17 protein-coding genes are annotated in these 16,298 nt (G+C 65.6%); 2 read left to right on the top strand and 15 right to left on the bottom strand.

Annotation, left to right across the window (positions count from 1 at the left end; all coding sequences use genetic code 11):
- Window positions 1-50: 50 nt before the first annotated feature.
- Window positions 51-254, bottom strand: coding sequence for a DUF1127 domain-containing protein (locus K408_RS0114500; RefSeq protein WP_024338949.1), 204 nt, complete (start codon window positions 252-254; stop codon window positions 51-53).
- Between the two features lie 110 nt (window positions 255-364).
- Here K408_RS0114500 and K408_RS0114495 point away from each other — a divergent pair, with 110 nt between their 5' ends.
- Entirely contained in the window at window positions 365-1,264 is a 900-nt protein-coding gene (locus K408_RS0114495; protein WP_024338950.1) for a transcriptional regulator GcvA, read from the top strand.
- 80 nt (window positions 1,265-1,344) lie between these two features.
- Here K408_RS0114495 and K408_RS0114490 read toward each other — a convergent pair whose 3' ends face one another.
- From K408_RS0114490 to K408_RS0114480, 3 genes are read right to left on the bottom strand one after another with little or no spacing between them, the layout of a single operon-like run.
- A complete protein-coding gene (locus K408_RS0114490) occupies window positions 1,345-1,758 on the bottom strand; it encodes a Rieske (2Fe-2S) protein (RefSeq protein WP_024338951.1) in 414 nt (137 codons plus the stop codon).
- Window positions 1,758-2,867, bottom strand: coding sequence for an amidohydrolase family protein (locus K408_RS0114485; RefSeq protein ID WP_024338952.1), 1,110 nt, complete (start codon window positions 2,865-2,867; stop codon window positions 1,758-1,760). The genes K408_RS0114490 and K408_RS0114485 overlap by 1 nt, the downstream gene beginning before the upstream one ends.
- A 25-nt stretch (window positions 2,868-2,892) precedes the next feature.
- Entirely contained in the window at window positions 2,893-3,951 is a 1,059-nt protein-coding gene (locus K408_RS0114480; RefSeq protein WP_024338953.1) for an amidohydrolase family protein, read from the bottom strand.
- Between the two features lie 143 nt (window positions 3,952-4,094).
- Here K408_RS0114480 and K408_RS0114475 point away from each other — a divergent pair, with 143 nt between their 5' ends.
- A complete protein-coding gene (locus K408_RS0114475; RefSeq protein ID WP_024338954.1) occupies window positions 4,095-4,577 on the top strand; it encodes a CinA family protein in 483 nt (160 codons plus the stop codon).
- Window positions 4,578-4,654: 77 nt separating this feature from the next.
- On the opposite strand, the gene K408_RS0114470 is transcribed toward K408_RS0114475, so the two are convergent.
- The 11 genes from K408_RS0114470 to K408_RS0114420 all read right to left on the bottom strand — a co-directional run bounded on the left by K408_RS0114470 (window position 4,655) and on the right by K408_RS0114420 (window position 16,258).
- Window positions 4,655-4,930: a DUF1488 family protein gene (locus tag K408_RS0114470; protein WP_024338955.1), complete on the bottom strand. Its 276-nt coding sequence runs from the start codon at window positions 4,928-4,930 to the stop codon at window positions 4,655-4,657.
- Between the two features lie 75 nt (window positions 4,931-5,005).
- Window positions 5,006-6,475, bottom strand: coding sequence for an AMP nucleosidase (locus K408_RS0114465; RefSeq protein ID WP_024338956.1), 1,470 nt, complete (start codon window positions 6,473-6,475; stop codon window positions 5,006-5,008).
- A gap of 129 nt (window positions 6,476-6,604) precedes the next feature.
- The gene (locus K408_RS0114460) at window positions 6,605-7,939 is read right to left on the bottom strand and encodes an HlyD family type I secretion periplasmic adaptor subunit (RefSeq protein WP_024338957.1); all 1,335 of its coding nucleotides are present in this window, start codon (window positions 7,937-7,939) and stop codon (window positions 6,605-6,607) included.
- Window positions 7,936-9,684: a type I secretion system permease/ATPase gene (locus K408_RS0114455; RefSeq protein ID WP_024338958.1), complete on the bottom strand. Its 1,749-nt coding sequence runs from the start codon at window positions 9,682-9,684 to the stop codon at window positions 7,936-7,938. Before K408_RS0114455 ends, K408_RS0114460 begins: the two co-directional genes overlap by 4 nt.
- A gap of 250 nt (window positions 9,685-9,934) precedes the next feature.
- The gene (locus K408_RS0114450) at window positions 9,935-10,204 is read right to left on the bottom strand and encodes a GlsB/YeaQ/YmgE family stress response membrane protein (RefSeq protein WP_024338959.1); all 270 of its coding nucleotides are present in this window, start codon (window positions 10,202-10,204) and stop codon (window positions 9,935-9,937) included.
- Window positions 10,205-10,458: 254 nt separating this feature from the next.
- Window positions 10,459-11,436, bottom strand: a complete 978-nt coding sequence (locus tag K408_RS0114445; protein WP_024338960.1) for an ABC transporter ATP-binding protein — start codon at window positions 11,434-11,436, stop codon at window positions 10,459-10,461.
- Entirely contained in the window at window positions 11,433-12,848 is a 1,416-nt protein-coding gene (locus K408_RS0114440; RefSeq protein ID WP_024338961.1) for an Asp-tRNA(Asn)/Glu-tRNA(Gln) amidotransferase GatCAB subunit A, read from the bottom strand. The genes K408_RS0114445 and K408_RS0114440 overlap by 4 nt, the downstream gene beginning before the upstream one ends.
- Window positions 12,845-13,042 carry a hypothetical protein gene (locus tag K408_RS0114435; RefSeq protein ID WP_024338962.1) on the bottom strand — a complete coding sequence of 66 codons (198 nt, stop codon included), beginning with the start codon at window positions 13,040-13,042 and terminating at the stop codon, window positions 12,845-12,847. The genes K408_RS0114440 and K408_RS0114435 overlap by 4 nt, the downstream gene beginning before the upstream one ends.
- The gene (locus K408_RS0114430; protein WP_024338963.1) at window positions 13,039-14,097 is read right to left on the bottom strand and encodes an ABC transporter ATP-binding protein; all 1,059 of its coding nucleotides are present in this window, start codon (window positions 14,095-14,097) and stop codon (window positions 13,039-13,041) included. Before K408_RS0114430 ends, K408_RS0114435 begins: the two co-directional genes overlap by 4 nt.
- Window positions 14,098-14,176: 79 nt before the next feature.
- Window positions 14,177-15,079: an ABC transporter permease gene (locus K408_RS0114425; RefSeq protein ID WP_024338964.1), complete on the bottom strand. Its 903-nt coding sequence runs from the start codon at window positions 15,077-15,079 to the stop codon at window positions 14,177-14,179.
- A gap of 225 nt (window positions 15,080-15,304) precedes the next feature.
- The gene (locus K408_RS0114420; protein ID WP_024338965.1) at window positions 15,305-16,258 is read right to left on the bottom strand and encodes an ABC transporter permease; all 954 of its coding nucleotides are present in this window, start codon (window positions 16,256-16,258) and stop codon (window positions 15,305-15,307) included.
- Window positions 16,259-16,298: the final 40 nt, after the last annotated feature.

Raw genomic sequence — 16,298 nt, 5'->3', positions numbered from 1 at the left:
GGGGGACCGCCGGCGCCCCTGTGCTCAGGCGGCGCCGGCCTGGTGGCCTATCAGGCCCGCCAGAAGGGTTTGTCGGCCTCGTAGGCGATGTCGGACCAGGACAGCCCGACGTCGTGGAGATCGCGCGCGGTCCAGTTGGTGAGCTCGCGGCGGGTGCGATAGCGCTCGTGCCAGACGTGGAGGATCTCGCCGATCTGCTGGAGCAGGCCGGCCGCATGATGATTTGTCATCGAATTCTGGGTCAGAATAGACATTCTCAGCTCCTTGAGCTAACCTGACCGCCGATATCTGCCTCCTGCTGCACCGCGACAAACGACAATTTGCACCTTTTCGCATGAAATAACGTCATGCATCATGCTGCCGGATGACTGCCAGATTGCCCTCTTTGAACGGATTGCGGGCGTTCGAGGCCGCCGCGCGCCATCTCAGCTTCACGCTGGCGGCCAGCGAGCTCAACGTGACCCAGACCGCGATCAGCCATCAGATCCGGCGCCTGGAAGAGGAGCTCGGCATTCGCCTGTTCGTCCGGCAGAACCGCGCACTGGCGCTGACGCCGGAGGCGCGCGACTACCTGCCGGGCGTCCGCGCCGCCTTCAACGACCTGCGCCTCGCCACCGATCGCCTGCTGCGCAGGGACGACGACAAGGTGCTGACGGTGTCGACGCTGGCCTCGCTCGCGGCAAAATGGCTGCTGCCGCGACTCGCCGATTTCCAGGAGCAGCACCCCGGCATCGACGTGCGCATCACCACCTCGACCAGCCTGGTCGACTTCCAGCGCGACAACGTCGATGCCGCGATCCGCTATGGCCGCGGCCAGTGGGCGGGCCTGCGCGCCGACTGGCTGATGGCGGACGAGCTGTTTCCGGTGTGCAGCCCGTCACTGCTGCGCGGCGACAAGCCGCTGCGCCGGCCGGAGGATCTGCGCAACCACGCACTGCTGCACACCTCGAACGCGAACAGCGACGATTGGCGGCTGTGGCTGACTGCGGCGGGCCTGCCCTCGGACATCGCAAGACAGCCCGGCATCACCTTCGACATGATCTTCATGACGATCCAGGCCGCGATCGACGGCATCGGCGTCGCCATGGGACGGACGTCCTACGTCCAGGACGACATCGCCAAGGGGCGCCTCGTTGTCCCCTTCAAGATCGCACTGCCGGCCGATGCCGGGTTCTACCTGGTCGCACCGGAGGGGCGCCGCGAGGCGCCGAAGCTTGCCGCCTTCAGGCAATGGCTCCTCGCTGCAACGCAAAATAAGGCCTGAAAAAGCAGCGGCTTGCCCCGCCGGGATGTCATTCCGGGGGGCGCCTCGAAGAGACGAGCCCGAAGGACGACGCGGTTGCCCTACAGCTCGACCACCACGTAGTCGCTCTCGACACTCACCGGAATCGTCTCAGCGATGTAAGGCCCCTTCACCACGCTCGCGCCCGGCTCGACATGGGCCGGATAGGCCTTCACGCGGAAGCGGCGGGGATCGCAATAGGACTGGCCGGTGCGGATGTCGAACTCCCAGCCGTGCCAGGGGCAGCGGATGATCTCACCCAACTTGGTGTATTCGATCTCGCCGGGATTGCTCGACTGCGCCAGCCCGATCAGCGGACCTTCGCACAGCGCCGCGCCTTGATGCGGGCAGCGGTTCATCAGGCCGAAATACTCGCCCTTGATGTTGAAGATTGCGATCGGCCGCCCGTCGATCTCCAGAAACTTTCGCGTGCCCGGCGGAAGCTCGTCGACCGGCGCGATGACGTGTCTTGCCATCAGGAAACGCCGTAAAGCTTCTTCGCGTTGCCGAGGTAGAACGCCTCGCGATTAGCTTCGCTGACGCCCGCCGGCAAGACGCGAGACGGTTCGTCATAGTCCCAATGCGGATAGTCGGTGGCGAACAGGAGCCGGTCCCAGCCGATCCATTTGATCACGTCGAACAGGTCCTCGCGTCGCTCCGGATCCTCCATCGGCTGCGTGGTCCACCACACCTGCTCCCGGATATATTCCGACGGCGGCCGCTTCACATGCGGCACCTCGCTGCGCAGCCGCTGCCAGACCTTGTCGAGCCGCCAGCAGAGCGACGGCGCCCAGCCGAAGCCGGCCTCGATCATCACCATCTTCAGCTTCGGGAAGCGCTCGAACACGCCCTCCAGGACAAGACTGGCCAGCGCCGATTGCTGGCACTGCGAGTGTCCGACCATCTCCTCGATGTAGTAGGACGGCCAGCCCGACGGCGTGATCGGGTTGCCGCCGAAGCCGAAGGCGTGGACGCCGACGGGAAGGCCGGCCTCTTCCGCTGCCTGATAGATCGGCCAGTAGCGGCGCTGGCCGAGCGGCTCGACATTGCGGCTGAGCAGCAGCACCTGCACGAAATTCTTGTCCCCGGCGCGCTCGCGGATCTCAGCGGCGGCCGAGAGCCCGTCCTCATTGCCGACGACGATTGACGCTTTCAGCCGCTTGTCCTTGGAGGTCCATTTGTCGATCTGCCAGTCGTTGATCGCCGAGCATAAGGCCGCCGAGAGCTCGTGATTGCGGATGCCCTGCCCGGTGTTGAGCGGATTGAGCACGCCGAGCTGCACATTGTTGGGATCGAGCAGCTGCTTCTGCATGAAGGACAGCGAGGAGCCCTGCGGCCCGCCTTCCGGCGGCCAGGCATCGCGGCGCGACGCGTTGGGCTGCGCCTTCGGATAGGGCGGGCCCTCCATCATGCCCTGATAGGCATGGACGCCGTAGACTTCGAGGTGATGCTGCCAGCGTTTGGCGAGGTAGGGATAGAGCTCGGTGCGGCTGGCGCGTGCCGGGTGGATGTCACAGTCCGCGATTGCGGGTTTGACGGTCAGGGGGGATTCAGCTTCTTGGCTCTCGCGGAACTGAATATTCATCGCCTTGCCTCCTTTGGCAGCGGGCTCACGTCAGGCGGGGATAGGTTGCATGCGGATTGTCGATCATGATCTTGCGCACGAGATCGGGGGACAGACCTTCGGGCAGCGCGTCCTGGTCATCGAACTGCCAGTGCGGATAGTCGGTGGAGAATAAGACCAATTCGTCCGACTGCATATGCTCAAACAGGCGAATTAATGTCTCAGGTTCCGGCGGCGCATCAAATGGCTGTAACGAGAAGCGGATGTTGCTGCGCACAATCTCCAGCGGCGCGCGATCGACCCAGGGCGTCTCCATCCGCACCCCGCGCCAGAACTTGTGCAGACGCCAGAGATAAGGCGCGATCCAGGAGACGCCCGATTCCAGCATCACCATTTTCAGCCGCGGATATTTGGCGAACACGCCCTCGACGATCAGGCTCGTGAGCTGGGCCTGGAAGGCCTGGGCCTGACCGACATAATCCTCGATGTGGTAGGATCCCCAGCCCACCGCGGTCGGCGGATTGTGATAGGCGGAACCGGCGTGGATTCCGACTGGAAGTTCGAGCCGCTCCGCCGCCTCATAGATCGGCCACAGCACGCGCTTGCCGAGCGGCATGTCGCCCATCACCAGCATCAGCACCTGGATGAAGCGCTTGTCCTGTGCGCAACGCTCGATCTCGGCAACCGCTTTCTCCACGCTCTGCGTGGGGATCACGATCGAGCCCCGCAGCCGCGGATCGCGATCGAGCCATTCCTTCGCCAGCCAATCGTTGAGCGCGCGGCAGAAGGCGGCCTGCATGTCCTCGGAGAACACCATCTGCACGCCGTACAGCGGATTGCAGATGGCATGCTTGAGCTTGAACGGATCGAGCACATGGCGCTGCATGTCCGACAGGCTCTCAGCGGGCTTGCCGGTCTCCGGACGCCAATCCGGCCGTGCCGTGATCGGTGAGTTCTGCGGATAGGATTGCGAGACGAGGTCCACCATGCCGCGCGTCGTCACCTGATCGCGCCAGTAGTCGTTCAGGTACGGCAGCAGGCTGGTCAGATGCGGCAAGGCCGGATGCACGTCGCAATCTACACCGCCGGCGATCGGGGACGTCATGACGTCTGCCTTCTCACGTTTCCTCATGTCTCTTCTTGTCCCGCCATTGAAGCAGGCCTGCCCGCCGCCCGCAACTCGGTCAGGCGTCCCGTCGTATGCTAGGAAGGACGAGCTCGGTTGCGAAGGAATGAGGGGTACCAGAGATGAAAGAACTCGTCGGCATCGCGGAAAAGGTCGCGGCACAGCTGATCGCCCGCAAACAGACCATCGCCGTGGCCGAGTCCTCCACGGGCGGCCTGATCTCGGCCAGCCTGCTCGCGGTGCCCGGCGCCTCCGCCTACTTCCTCGGCGGCGCGGTGGTATACACCCGCGATGCCAGGCGCATGCTGATGGATATTTCGGATGACGGCATGAAGGGCTTTCGGTCGTCTTCGGCGCCCTATGCGCAATTGCTGGCTGAGCAGATGCGAACGCGCTTCAACAGCGACTGGGGCCTGTCCGAGACCGGCGCAGCCGGCCCAACCGGCAACCGCTACGGCGATGCCGCCGGCCATAGCTGCATGGCAGTTGCGGGGCCTGCGTCAGAGGTGATGACGCTGGAGACGGGAAGCAACGACCGGCTCGCAAACATGCAGGCTTTCGCCGCGACGGCGCTGAACCTGCTGCTGAGAAAGCTGGAGGCGTGAGCGGCTGGCGCGGCAGGGACACACTTCCACTACCTCAGGATGACGGGGAGGACCGGTGATCGCCGTGACCTTCGACCTTACCGCCCCAAATGCCGCGTGAATATCCGCACCACATGCCCCTTCACCCGCGGCGCCTCGTCGTAGAGGTCTGACGCGATCCGCTCGATGGTTTCACGCAGGGACAGGAACTGGGCCTGACGCGCGCTGCTTTCGGTGCCCTGCATGCCTGCGAGCTCGTCCATCGCGGCGTCGCTGATCTGGCACTGCACGACCTCCCCGTCGCTCAGCATGGTGAAGCGAAAGGCCAGCCGTTCGCGGTCATGGCCGATGATCCTGTCGCGTGTCAGCGGCATCGAAACGTCCCGGTCGGCCCCATCGCGGACAGTGCGGAAATTTCTCGGCCTTGTCAGCGGGGTTGAAGGCCCACCCTACTGGAACGCGACTTCGGCAAAACTGCGGAGCTTGCGCGAATGCAGCCGCTCCGATTCCTGCTGCTTGAGCCGCTCCAGCGCCTTCAGGCCGATCTCGAGATGCTGACCGACACGGCGGCGGTAGAATTCGCTGGCCATGCCGGCAAGCTTGATCTCGCCGTGCAGCGGCTTGTCGGAGACGCAGAGCAGCGTGCCGTAGGGGACGCGGAAGCGGTAGCCGTTGGCGGCGATGGCGGCCGATTCCATGTCGAGCGCAACCGCGCGCGATTGCGACAGGCGGCGGATCACATCGGGCCCGGAAATCTCCCAGTTGCGGTTATCGACGCTCGCCACCGTTCCCGTGCGCATCAGGCGCTTGAGCTCGAAGCCCTCGAGCCCCGTGACATCCTCGACCGCCTGCTCGAGCGCGACCTGCATCTCGGCCAGCGCCGGGATCGGCACTCCCAGCGGCAGCTCGCGGTCGAGCACGTGGTCCTCCCGCACATAGCCGTGCGCGAGCACGTAATCGCCGAGCCGTTGCGTGTTGCGCAGGCCGGCGCAGTGGCCAAGCATCAGCCAGGCGTGCGGCCGCAGCACCGCAACGTGGTCGGTGACGTTGCGCGCATTGGATGGCCCGGTGCCGATATTGATCAGGGTGATGCCGCGATAACCAGGCGTGGTCAGGTGAAAGGCGGGCATCTGCGGCGCACGAGCAGGCGCGGTGCCGCTGCTCGCGCCGCCGCTGCGCGTGACGACGTTGCCGGGCGCGACGAAAGCATCGAGGCCGGCTTCGCCGGATTGGAGCCGTTGCTGGCAAAGCTCCGCAAAGGCGTCGACATAGAATTGATAGTTGGTGAAGATGACGAAATTCTGGAAGTATTCGGGATCCGTGCCGGTGTAGTGGTAGAGGCGGCGCAGCGAGTAATCGACGCGAGCGGCGCGGAACAGGGACAGCGGCTCGGGCGCTCCGGGCTGCAGCTCGAACGTGCCGTCGGCGATGGAATCGTCCATCGTGGCGAGAACGGGCACGTCGAACGCATCGCGCAGCGACCGCGTCACCGCCGAGTTCTCGCTGGTGGTGATGGCGGCCTCGATGTTGATGTCGCGGCGATAGGCGAAATGGATCGGGATCGGCTCGGCGGACTCGCCGATCTCGACCGGCACGCCGTGGTTCTGGATCAAGAGTCCGATCTGCTCGGTGAGATAGCTGCGGAACAGGTCGGGCCGCGTCACGCTGGTTTCGTGCACGCCGGGGCCGGCGACGAAGCCATAAGCGAGGCGCGAATCCAGCCGCGCATGAGTTGCAGTGGTGATGCGGACGAAGGGATAAAAAGCGCGCACCCGCGTCGTGATCGCTTCGCCGCCGACATAGGCCTCGAACCGGTGGCGCAGGAACTTCGTGTTGCGCTCGTAGATCTCTTCGAGGCGGGCGACGGCAAGGCTCGCGTCCGTGAAGGATTCGGTGGCAATGGAGGAAGGGGACTGCATTGTTCGACCGCCGGTTTGCTGCTGGCAAGCGCAGTATAGCAAACTGACAGCCAAGTCGTCATTTGCAAGTCGTCATCTGCAAGTCGTCATCTGCAAGTCGTCATTGCGAGTGGATGACGCGCTTTCGCGTCACTTCTCCCGGAACGCCCGCATAAGCTGGTCGTGCAGCGGCTTCATCAGATAGGACAGCATGGTGCGGTCGCCGGTCTGGACGAAGGCTTCCACGGGCATGCCGGGGATCATCTTGACGTCGCCGAGACGGGCGATCTCTTCCGGCGGCATCGAGACGCGGATGGTGTAGTAGCTCTGACCGGTGCGCTGGTCGGTGGTGACGTCCGGCGAGACCCGGCTGACGAGGCCGTTGAGCTCGGGCGTGGTGCGCTGGTTGAAGGCGGACAGGCGCAGCAGCGTCTTCTGCCCGATCTGGAGCTTGTCGATATCGACCGGGTTGACCTTGGCCTCGACCTGAAGATCGTCGGTCTGCGGCACGATCAGCATCAAGGTGTCGCCGGCGGTGACGACGCCGCCGACGGTGTGCACCGTCGATTGCAGCACCATGCCGTCCTGCGGCGCGCGGATGTCGACGCGGCGGAGCTGGTCTTCGGCGGCGACCTTGCGCTCGATCAGCTCGCCGATCTTGTCGTTGGTCTCGCGCAGGTCCTTTGAGACCTCGCTGACCACGTCCTTGTCGATCTGGATGATCTGGAGCTCCGTCTCGGTGATCTTGCCCTTGGCCTGGGCCCGCGCGGCGATGTATTGCGCGCGCTCGCCGTTGAGCCGCGCCGAGTCGCGTTCGAGCTGGGTCAGGCGCGAGATCTGCACCAGGCGCTTTTCGTAGAGCTCGCGAACGCCGGTGAGCTCGTTCTGAACCAACGAAATCTCCTGGTCCTTGGCCTTTTCCTGGGCGCTGAGACCTGCGATCTCCTCGTTGAGCTGCGTGATGCGTTCGCGCAGCTGCGCCTTTTGTCCGGTGCGGCCATTGACGCGGACGTCGAACAGCTTGGTCTCTGCGGAGAGCAGCACCTTGACGTCGGGATCGCCAGCGCGATCGAGCAGAACCTGCGGAAACTCGATCCGGTCGAGGCCGCGCTGTTCCGCCTGCAATCGCGCCGCACGCGCCTGCGCGGCGTCCAGGTTCTTGGTGACGATCGCAAGGTTGGCCTTGGTGACGGTGTCGTCGAGCCGCACCACGATATCGCCGGCCTTGACCCGATCGCCGTCGCGGGCGCGCACCTCGCCGACCACGCCCCCGGTCGGATGCTGCACCTTCTTGACGTTGGATTCGACCACGATCTGTCCCGGCGCGATCAGCGCGCCCGAGATCAGCACCGTGGAGGCCCAGCCGCCGAGGCCGACGACCAGGACCAGCACGATCGCGAGGCCGAGCATCAGGTGGAACTTGATCGAATCGCGCACGGTCTTCGCCGCGGCGGGCTTCGGGCCGCCTATTGCCAATGTGCTCATGGCTTGGCCACTCCGCCTTCGCTGACGATCTTGATCGGTGCGGGCGGCGTCGCGCGCGGCTGCAGCACCTGGGCAAGCACCTGCTCCTTCGGGCCGAACGCCTGCATGCGGCCGTCGCGCAGCACCAGGATCTGATCGACCGCTTCGACCCCGATTGGCCGGTGCGCCACCACGACCACGATCGCACCGCGCTCGCGCGCCGAGCGGATCGCGCGGGTCAGCGCCTCATCGCCTTCGGTGTCGAGATTGGAGTTGGGCTCGTCGAGCACGATCAGGAACGGGTTGCCATAAAGCGCGCGCGCCAGCGCGACCCGCTGCGCCTGTCCGGCGGACAGCGCGGCACCCTGCTCGCCGACCTGGGTGTTGTAGCCTTCGCGCATCTTGATGATCATCTCGTGCACGCCGGCTTCTTTCGCAGCCGCGATGATGCCGTCGGAGGTCGCCTCGGGATCGAATCGGCTGATGTTCTGGGCGATGGTGCCGCCGAACAATTCGACGTCCTGTGGCAGATAGCCGATGTGGCGGCCGAGCATGTCGCTCGACCATTGATCGAGCGCCGCGCCGTCGAGCCGCACCTTGCCGCGCACCGGCTGCCAGACCCCGACCAGCGCGCGGATCAGTGACGACTTGCCGGAGCCGCTCGGCCCGATCACGCCGAGGCCGTTGCCCGCGGCGAGCGCGAAGGTGACGTCCTGCACGACGAGGCGCTGATCGCCGGGCGGCACCATCGCGATGCCTTCGACCGAGAGCCGGCTGGTGGGCGGCTGCAACTGGGTCGGCATCGGCTGCGCCGGCATCTGCTCCAGCAGGCGGGTGAGCCGGTGCCAGCTCTGGCGGGCCGCGACGAAGGACTTCCAGTGCGCGATGGCGAGATCAACGGGCGCGAGCGCGCGGGCGGAGAGGATCGAGCCGGCGATGATGATGCCGGCGGTCGCCTCCTGGTGGATGACGAGATAGGCGCCGACCGCGAGCACGGCCGATTGCAGCATCATGCGCAGCACCTTGGCGACCGCGCCGAGACCGCCGGCGACGTCGCTCGCGCGCTGATTGCCGGCGAGATACTTTTCGTTGGCCTCGCTCCAGCGCTGGTTCATCCGCCCGGCCATGCCCATCGACACCATCACCTCGGCGTTGCGGCGGCTGGCCTGGGCGAGATCGTTGCGCTGGGCGGCGAGGCCCATCGCCTCCTTCGCCGGCTGGCGGGACATGAATTCGGTAACCAGCGTGAGCCCGACCAGGATGATGGCGCCGACCAGTGCAGTGACACCGATCAGGACGTGGAAGGCGAAGCAGATGGCGAGATAAAGCGGCAGCCAGGGCAAGTCGAAGAACGCGCTCGGGCCCATGCCGCCCAGGAAGGAGCGGACATTGTCGAGATCGCGCAGCGGCTGGAGGCCCTCGTTGCGATTGCCGACGATCAGCGGCAGGCGCACGATGGTGTCGAAGACGCGCTTGTTGAGGGCCTCGTCGAGCGAGGTGCCGATCCGCCCCAGGATGCGGTTGCGGATCATGTCGAGCATGCCCTGCGCCATGTAGAGGAAGCTGGCGAGGATGATGAGGCCGACAAGGGTCGGAATGCTGCGGCTCGGCAGCACCCGGTCGTAGACCTCCAGCATGAAGATCGACCCGGTCAGATAGAGCAGGTTGATCATGCAGCTCATCAAGCCGACGCCGATGAACGCCGTGCGACAGGCGCGCAAGGCGTCACCGAGCTCTGAACGGCGGACGCCAGGGATGGCTGCCATCAGTCTGGTCTCTTTCAGGTAACGGGCAAAGCCCTGATTTCAAGAGCGATTTAACAGGTACTCGCCTCGGATTAACATCTGTTTTCCGGCCGTCCGACACGGTCGAAATAATCCGGGGCCCCGCTGCGCCACATCTACCCCTGGCAGCCTTCGGCGCAAGTCCGGATTTTCACAGGCTTGCGGCTTTTTCTTGCAGGCTTTCAGCCTCTTCCGCGGAAAGAGCGGCGGCAAGTTCCAGTCCAATGCGGGGCTAAAGCCGGCCGCCGCCGCGCACCAGCCGCACCACCACCAGCAGGATAACCGCGCCGATCGCGGAATAGACGATCTCCGACACCAGGCCGGTGCCGAGCCGAATGCCGAGCCTCGGAAACAGGAGGCTTGCCACCAGCGCACCGCAGATGCCGATCACGATGTCGCCGATGATGCCAAACCCGGCGCCCCGCACGACCTTCCCGGCCAGCCAGCCGGCGACCAGGCCGACGAACAGGATGACGAGCAGGCCTTCGTTGGAAATGTGCATGAGTGACGTCCCTCTCCGTGGATGCCCGGCATGGAAGGGGAACCGGGATGAATGGGGTGTGAATGCGCGCTGGGGCCAGCCGGTTGCTGGCTGCCCCGACAAAATGTCGAGAACAACCCCATGCACAGTAGAGGCGCGCTCAGCTGTCCGCGCGCGGCGGGCTGCGACAAGTCGGTGTTGTCACAGAGCAATTCCGAAGTGAGAGCACGCTCGTCACTCCTCCGCGGAAGAAGGAGGCGATTGCGCGGCAAGCATTACGATGACGCGACCGCCGGCTCCGCCAGCACGCACCGTGCCGCCCGGCCCGGCCCGACCTCCACGTTGGCAGGCAGTTGCTCCAGGCAGCGCGGCTCGACGAATTTGCAGCGGGGCGCGAATGAGCAATTGTGCGGCCTCTCGGCCAATGAAGGCGGCGTGCCAGGAATGGTCTCCAGGCGCTCGCCCCGCTTAGCGCCGTGGATGGTGGAGGCGAGCAGGCCCTTGGCGTAGGGGTGGACCGGTGCGCGGACGATGTCGCGCAGCGTGCCCTGCTCCACGATCTGGCCGGCATACATCACCGCGACGCGGTCGCAGATCTCGATGGCGACGCCGATGTCGTGGGTGACGAAGATGACGGACATGCCGAACTCGCGCTGCAGCTCGCGCAGCAGCAGCAGGATCTGGATCTGCACGGTGGCGTCGAGCGCCGTGGTCGGCTCGTCCGCGAGCAGGATCTTCGGCCGGCAGGCCAGCGCCAAGGCAATCATCGCGCGCTGACGCATGCCGCCGGACATTTCGTGCGGATAGGCGTCGAGCCGCCGCTTGGCCGAGGGGATGCGCACGACCTCGAGCATTTCGAGCGCGCGTGCCCGCCCTTCCGCAAAGCTCTTGCCCTCGTGGCGCACCACGCTTTCGGCGATCTGCGCGCCGATGGTGTAGACCGGATCAAGCGCGAGCGCGGGCTCCTGGAAGATCATCGAGACGGTCTGGCCGCGGAACGACGACAGTTGCTCGTCGTTCATGGCGAGCACGTCCTGCCCCAGCACGTTGACCGTGCCTGATATCTGCGTGCGCTTCTTCGGCAACAGCCGCATCAGCGCACGCAAGGTCACGCTCTTGCCCGAACCGGACTCGCCGAGCAGGCCCAGCACCTCGCTGTTGCCCAGCGAGAGGCTGAGGTCGTTCACGGCATAGACCGTGCGCTCGCCGGTGAAGCGGATGTTGAGGCCTGAGATCTCGACGAGCTTGGTCATGACGGCAGTTTCGGCAATCGATCGTGATGGTCGGTGACGCGCTGGAAGGCGGCGCCGATGGTGAGCAGGGTCGCCTCATCGAAGGAGCGGCCGATCAGCTGCATGCCGACAGGCAGGCCGGTTTTGGTGAAACCTGACGGCACCGTGAGCGACGGCAGGCCGAGGAAGTTCACCGGACGGGTGAACAGCGTCAGCCGCTGCAGCAGCGCCGGCGCATTCGGGCCGCCGCCGACGTCGCTCTCCTCGATCGTCGGCGCCGGCACGGGCGAGGCCGGCGCGATCACCGCGTCGACGCCGGCAGTGGCCGCGTTGTGCGCGGCGAGCGCAGGCCCGCGCCAGCGCATCGCCTCGAGATAGGTGATGGCGGGAACGGCGAGGCCGTTCTGCAGCCGCATCAGCACCTGCGGGCCATAATCCTGCGGTCGCTCGATCATCCAGCGCTTGTGGAAGGCGGCCGCTTCGACGGCGAGCACCAGCTGGCTCGCCGACGACAATTGCCGCTGGTCCGGCAACTCGACCTTGACGATGTCGGCGCCCTCGCGCTTGAGCACCGCGATGGTCTCGTCCAGCACGCGGCCGACCTCGCCGTCGAGATCATCGACATAGAAGGACGCGGGCACGCCGATCTTGAGGCCCTTCAGTGAGCCTTTCGTCGCCGCGACGTAGTCCGACAGCGGCTCGTGGCTGCAGGTCGAATCGGCGGGATCCGGGCCGGCCATCAACGCCAGCAACAACGCGCAATCCTCGGCGGTGCGGGCCAGCGGTCCGACGGTGTCGAGCGATTGCGACAGGGGCATCGCGCCGGCGCGGCTGACGCGGCCGACGGTGGTCTTGAGCCCCGTGACGCCGCAGAAATGCGCGGGCATGCGGATCGAGCCGCCGGTGTCCGAGCCGAGCGCCGCATAGGTCAGGCGCGCGGCGACCGCGGAGCCGGAGCCCGAGGACGAGCCGCCGGTGATGTGCGCGACGTTCCATGGATTGCGCACCGGGCCGTAATGGGCGTTGTGGCCGGTAGGGCCATAGGCGAACTCGGCAAGATGCAGCGTGCCGAGGCGAACCTGGCCGGCGTCCTTCAACCGCTGCAAGGCCGTGGAAGTGACGGTCGGCACGAAATCGCGGCGGATGAGAGAGCCGCAGGTCGCGACCTTGCCGGCCTCGTAATACATATCCTTGTGCGCGAGCGGAACGCCATGGAGAGGACCGCGGACATTGCCCTTGGCCAGCTCGGCGTCGGCGGCATCCGCCGCCTTGAGTGCCGCCTCCGCTTCGATCGACATGAAGGCATTGAGATGCGGCTGCCATTGTCCGATGCGATGCAGCAACGCGCGGGTTGCTTCGCGCGAAGACACCCGCTTCGCCGCGATCGCACGCGCGACCTCGGTGAGCGTCATCAATGCGGGTTCGGTGCTCATTTCGACACCTTCTGCGTCTGGGCGAGCACATAGCCGGCCGGCTCGAGGTCGAACGGCAACGTACCGGCAATGGCGGCGAAGCCTTCGAAGGCAGGCCCGATGGCATTGGAGATGCGCGTTGCAATCTCGTCATCGACGGGAACGCCGGCAATTTGCGCGATCGGCTTGATCTCTTTCGGTGTGGGTCTCGTCATGCGGTTTCTCCCCTGGGCGCGCGGCTATGGCCCGAACCCGGTATCGCCATGTAGCACGCGGCCTCGTGGCCCATTCTATCGAGCGCGGTGAGTTTTGGTGTCGCATTTGCGCAGAGCGGCTCCGCAAACGGACAGCGGGTATGGAAGCGGCATCCCGAGGGCGGGTCGATCGGATTGGGCGGATCGCCGGTGATCGGCGGCGTCTCGGTGCGACGATCGGGATCGGATGACGGCATCGCTGCCAGCAACGCGCGCGTATACGGATGCGCCGGCTGATCCCAGACCTGGTCGACCGGACCAAGCTCCACGACCTCGCCGAGATACATCACCAGCACGCGGTCCGAGATGTAGCGGACGACGTTGAGATCGTGGCTGATGAAAAGATAAGTCAGGCCGAACTCGCGCTTGAGATCGACGAGCAGATTGAGCACCTGCGCCTCGACGGATTTGTCGAGCGCGGAGACCGCTTCGTCGAGGATCACCAGCCGCGGCGACAGCGCGAGCGCCCGCGCGATATTGACGCGCTGTCGCTGTCCACCGGAGATCTCGTGCGGATAGCGATTGGCAAAGTTTTCAGGGCGCAAGCCGACCTTTCCGAGCAACTCGCGCGCCAGCGTGCGCGCCGCGTGATCGGCCATGCCATGGACCTTGGGGCCGAACGCGATCGATTCCTCGATCGTCAGGCGCGGATTGAGCGAGGCGTAGGAATCCTGGAACACCATCTGCATGCCGCGGCGCAGCTCACGCAAGCTCAGCGACTGGCCGACCGTCATGCCGTCATAGATGATGTCGCCGTCATCGCGCGGCATCAGATGCATCAGCAGCCGTGCAGTCGTGGACTTGCCGCAGCCGGACTCACCGACGATGCCAACGGTCTCGCCCTTCGCGACTGAGAAGGAAACGTTGTCGACGGCGCGCACGGTGCGCTTGGCGGCGAACAACCCGCCGCGCACCGGGAAATGCTTGGTCAGGCCGTTGACTTGCAGCAGCGGCTGCGCGACGCCGCCGCGGTCCTCGACCGGCTCCAGCATCTCGACGGATGTGCTCTCGCTCATGGCCGCGACCTCCCACCTCTCCCAATCGGGGAGAGGTGTGGCACCGAAGCTGCGGCGGCCTGTCTTGCTCTCATCATCATTAGTTCCTGATGTCCATGGCGCTGCGCAGTCCGTCCGAGAGCAGGTTGAAGCAGATCGAAACCGCGAAGATCATCGCGCCCGGAAGCGCGGCGACCCAGGGATTGATGTAGATCGCGGTGCGCAAGGTGTTCAGCATCAAACCCCATTCCGGCTCCGGCGGCTTGGTGCCGAGACCGAGGAAGGAGAGGCCGGCAGCCAAAATCATCGAGACCGAGATCAGGCTGGTGGCGTAGACGAAGATGGAACCAAGCACATTGCCGAGGATGTGCACGCGCATGATGGTAAAGGCGCCGGCCCCCGAAGCGCGCGCGGCCTCGACGAAATCCATGTTGCGCACGCCGGTGGTGACGCTCTCGGCAACGCGGGTGATCTGCGGCACGAACACGACCGTCAGCGACACGATGGAGTTGAGAATGCCGGCACCCAGCGCGCCGGAGATCGCGATCGCCAGCAGCACCGACGGGAACGCGTAGAACACATCCACTGTGCGCATGATCGCGGTGTTGAGCTTGCCGCCGACATAACCGGCAACGAGACCGAGCGAGGTGCCGATGCAGAAAGCAAGGATCACGGGCAGGATGCCGATGACCAGTGACAGCCGGCCGCCATAGACGAGACGCGCCAGCATGTCGCGGCCGAGCTCGTCGGTGCCGAGGGGGTAGCCTGGGGTGCCGATGTGACGAAGGCGGCGGATCATCGAGCCCTTGTAGGGATCTTCCAGGCCGAGCCATGGCGCAAGGATCGCCGAGAGGAAGATCAGCAGCAGCACCAGCGCGCAGGCCATGCTGACCTTGTCCCGCATGATGCGGCGGCCGACGGTGGCCCAATAGCCGCGTGCCTTGGTCGCGGGCGCGGCCTGAAGCGCGGCGTCGCTGGTGGCGGACAACGGAAGCTCGCTCATCAGTCGGCTCCCGAAAGATGTTGGTTCAATCGACACAAGCCAACAAGGCGGTGCACCTCTCCCGGTTGCGGGAGAGGTCGCGCCCAACGGGTCGCGCCGCAGGCGCGCCCGATGACAGGTTCGGGGGTCCTCGCGCGAGGAGACACCCTCTCCCCAACCCTCCCCCGCTCGCGGGGGAGGGAGCGCACCGGCTTCGCGGCAACAGCTGGGCTCGATCTCATCCCGCTAGCCCCGCTTGATGCGCGGGTCGATCGCGGCTTGGGCGATGTCGACCAGCAGGTTGAGGAAGACAAAGAACAGCGCCAGGATCAGGATCGTGCCCTGCAGCAGCGGCAGGTCGCGCTGGAATATCGCCGAATTGAGCAGGAAGCCCGAGCCCGGCCAGGAGAACACGGTCTCGATCAGGATGGAGCCGCCGAGCATGTAGCCGAGCTGGAGCCCCATCACGGCAAGCGCGGTCGGCGCGGCATTCTTGATGACATGTCGGAACACGCCGGTTTCGCGCAGGCCCTTTGCACGCAACGCCTCGACGAAGTCCTGGCTGAGGATGTCGCCGGTCAGCGCGCGAACGGTGCGCGTGACGATGCCCATCGGGATCACCGAGGTCGTGATCGCCGGCAGCACAAGATATTTCAGGTGCGCCCAGTCCCAGGCCCAGGAATTGGAGCCGCTCGGGCCGGCGCCGACCGCAGGCAGCCAGTTGAGCTGCACCGAGAAGATGATGACGAGCAGCATGCCCAGCCAGTAATGCGGCACGGAAACACCGGCGATGGCAAAGGAGGTCGCGACCTTGTCGATCCAGGTCTCCCGGAAATAGCCGGCGATCAAGCCGAGCAGAATGCCCATGGTGAAGCCGATGATGGCCGCAGCAATCGCCAGCGTGACGGTGTTGCCCACTGCGCGCATGACCTCGGCGAGCACCGGACGCCCCGTCGCGATGGAGTTGCCGAGGTCGCCGTGAAGGGCACGAAGAAGCCAAAGCCCGAACTGCACCGGCAGCGGGCGGTCGAAGCCATAGGCGGTGCGCAGCTGCGCGGCGAGCTCCTGCGAGGCATCGGCCGGCAGCACGGCGACGAGCGGATCGCCCGGCGTGATGTGCACAAGGAGGAAGCACACCAGCGCCACGCTGATGACGATGGGGACGACATAGACGATGCGTCGGGCGATATAGGCGAGCACGTTGTTTCTTTCTTCCTTCTCCCCTTGCGGGAGAAGGTGG

The sequence above is a fragment of the Bradyrhizobium sp. in8p8 genome, assembly GCF_000426845.1.
GTDB classification, from domain to species: Bacteria; Pseudomonadota; Alphaproteobacteria; order Rhizobiales; family Xanthobacteraceae; genus Bradyrhizobium; species Bradyrhizobium japonicum_C.
The sequence above is the reverse complement of the archived record's forward strand: the minus strand, read 5'-3'. Positions and strand labels throughout refer to the sequence as shown.

Coding starts and splice junctions, on each gene's coding strand:
- K408_RS0114500 (WP_024338949.1), bottom strand. CDS start 254: ATGTCTATTCTGACCCAGAATTCGATGACAAATCATCATGCGGCCGGC.
- K408_RS0114495 (WP_024338950.1), top strand. CDS start 365: ATGACTGCCAGATTGCCCTCTTTGAACGGATTGCGGGCGTTCGAGGCC.
- K408_RS0114490 (WP_024338951.1), bottom strand. CDS start 1,758: ATGGCAAGACACGTCATCGCGCCGGTCGACGAGCTTCCGCCGGGCACG.
- K408_RS0114485 (WP_024338952.1), bottom strand. CDS start 2,867: ATGAATATTCAGTTCCGCGAGAGCCAAGAAGCTGAATCCCCCCTGACC.
- K408_RS0114480 (WP_024338953.1), bottom strand. CDS start 3,951: ATGACGTCCCCGATCGCCGGCGGTGTAGATTGCGACGTGCATCCGGCC.
- K408_RS0114475 (WP_024338954.1), top strand. CDS start 4,095: ATGAAAGAACTCGTCGGCATCGCGGAAAAGGTCGCGGCACAGCTGATC.
- K408_RS0114470 (WP_024338955.1), bottom strand. CDS start 4,930: ATGCCGCTGACACGCGACAGGATCATCGGCCATGACCGCGAACGGCTG.
- K408_RS0114465 (WP_024338956.1), bottom strand. CDS start 6,475: ATGCAGTCCCCTTCCTCCATTGCCACCGAATCCTTCACGGACGCGAGC.
- K408_RS0114460 (WP_024338957.1), bottom strand. CDS start 7,939: ATGAGCACATTGGCAATAGGCGGCCCGAAGCCCGCCGCGGCGAAGACC.
- K408_RS0114455 (WP_024338958.1), bottom strand. CDS start 9,684: ATGGCAGCCATCCCTGGCGTCCGCCGTTCAGAGCTCGGTGACGCCTTG.
- K408_RS0114450 (WP_024338959.1), bottom strand. CDS start 10,204: ATGCACATTTCCAACGAAGGCCTGCTCGTCATCCTGTTCGTCGGCCTG.
- K408_RS0114445 (WP_024338960.1), bottom strand. CDS start 11,436: ATGACCAAGCTCGTCGAGATCTCAGGCCTCAACATCCGCTTCACCGGC.
- K408_RS0114440 (WP_024338961.1), bottom strand. CDS start 12,848: ATGAGCACCGAACCCGCATTGATGACGCTCACCGAGGTCGCGCGTGCG.
- K408_RS0114435 (WP_024338962.1), bottom strand. CDS start 13,042: ATGACGAGACCCACACCGAAAGAGATCAAGCCGATCGCGCAAATTGCC.
- K408_RS0114430 (WP_024338963.1), bottom strand. CDS start 14,097: ATGAGCGAGAGCACATCCGTCGAGATGCTGGAGCCGGTCGAGGACCGC.
- K408_RS0114425 (WP_024338964.1), bottom strand. CDS start 15,079: ATGAGCGAGCTTCCGTTGTCCGCCACCAGCGACGCCGCGCTTCAGGCC.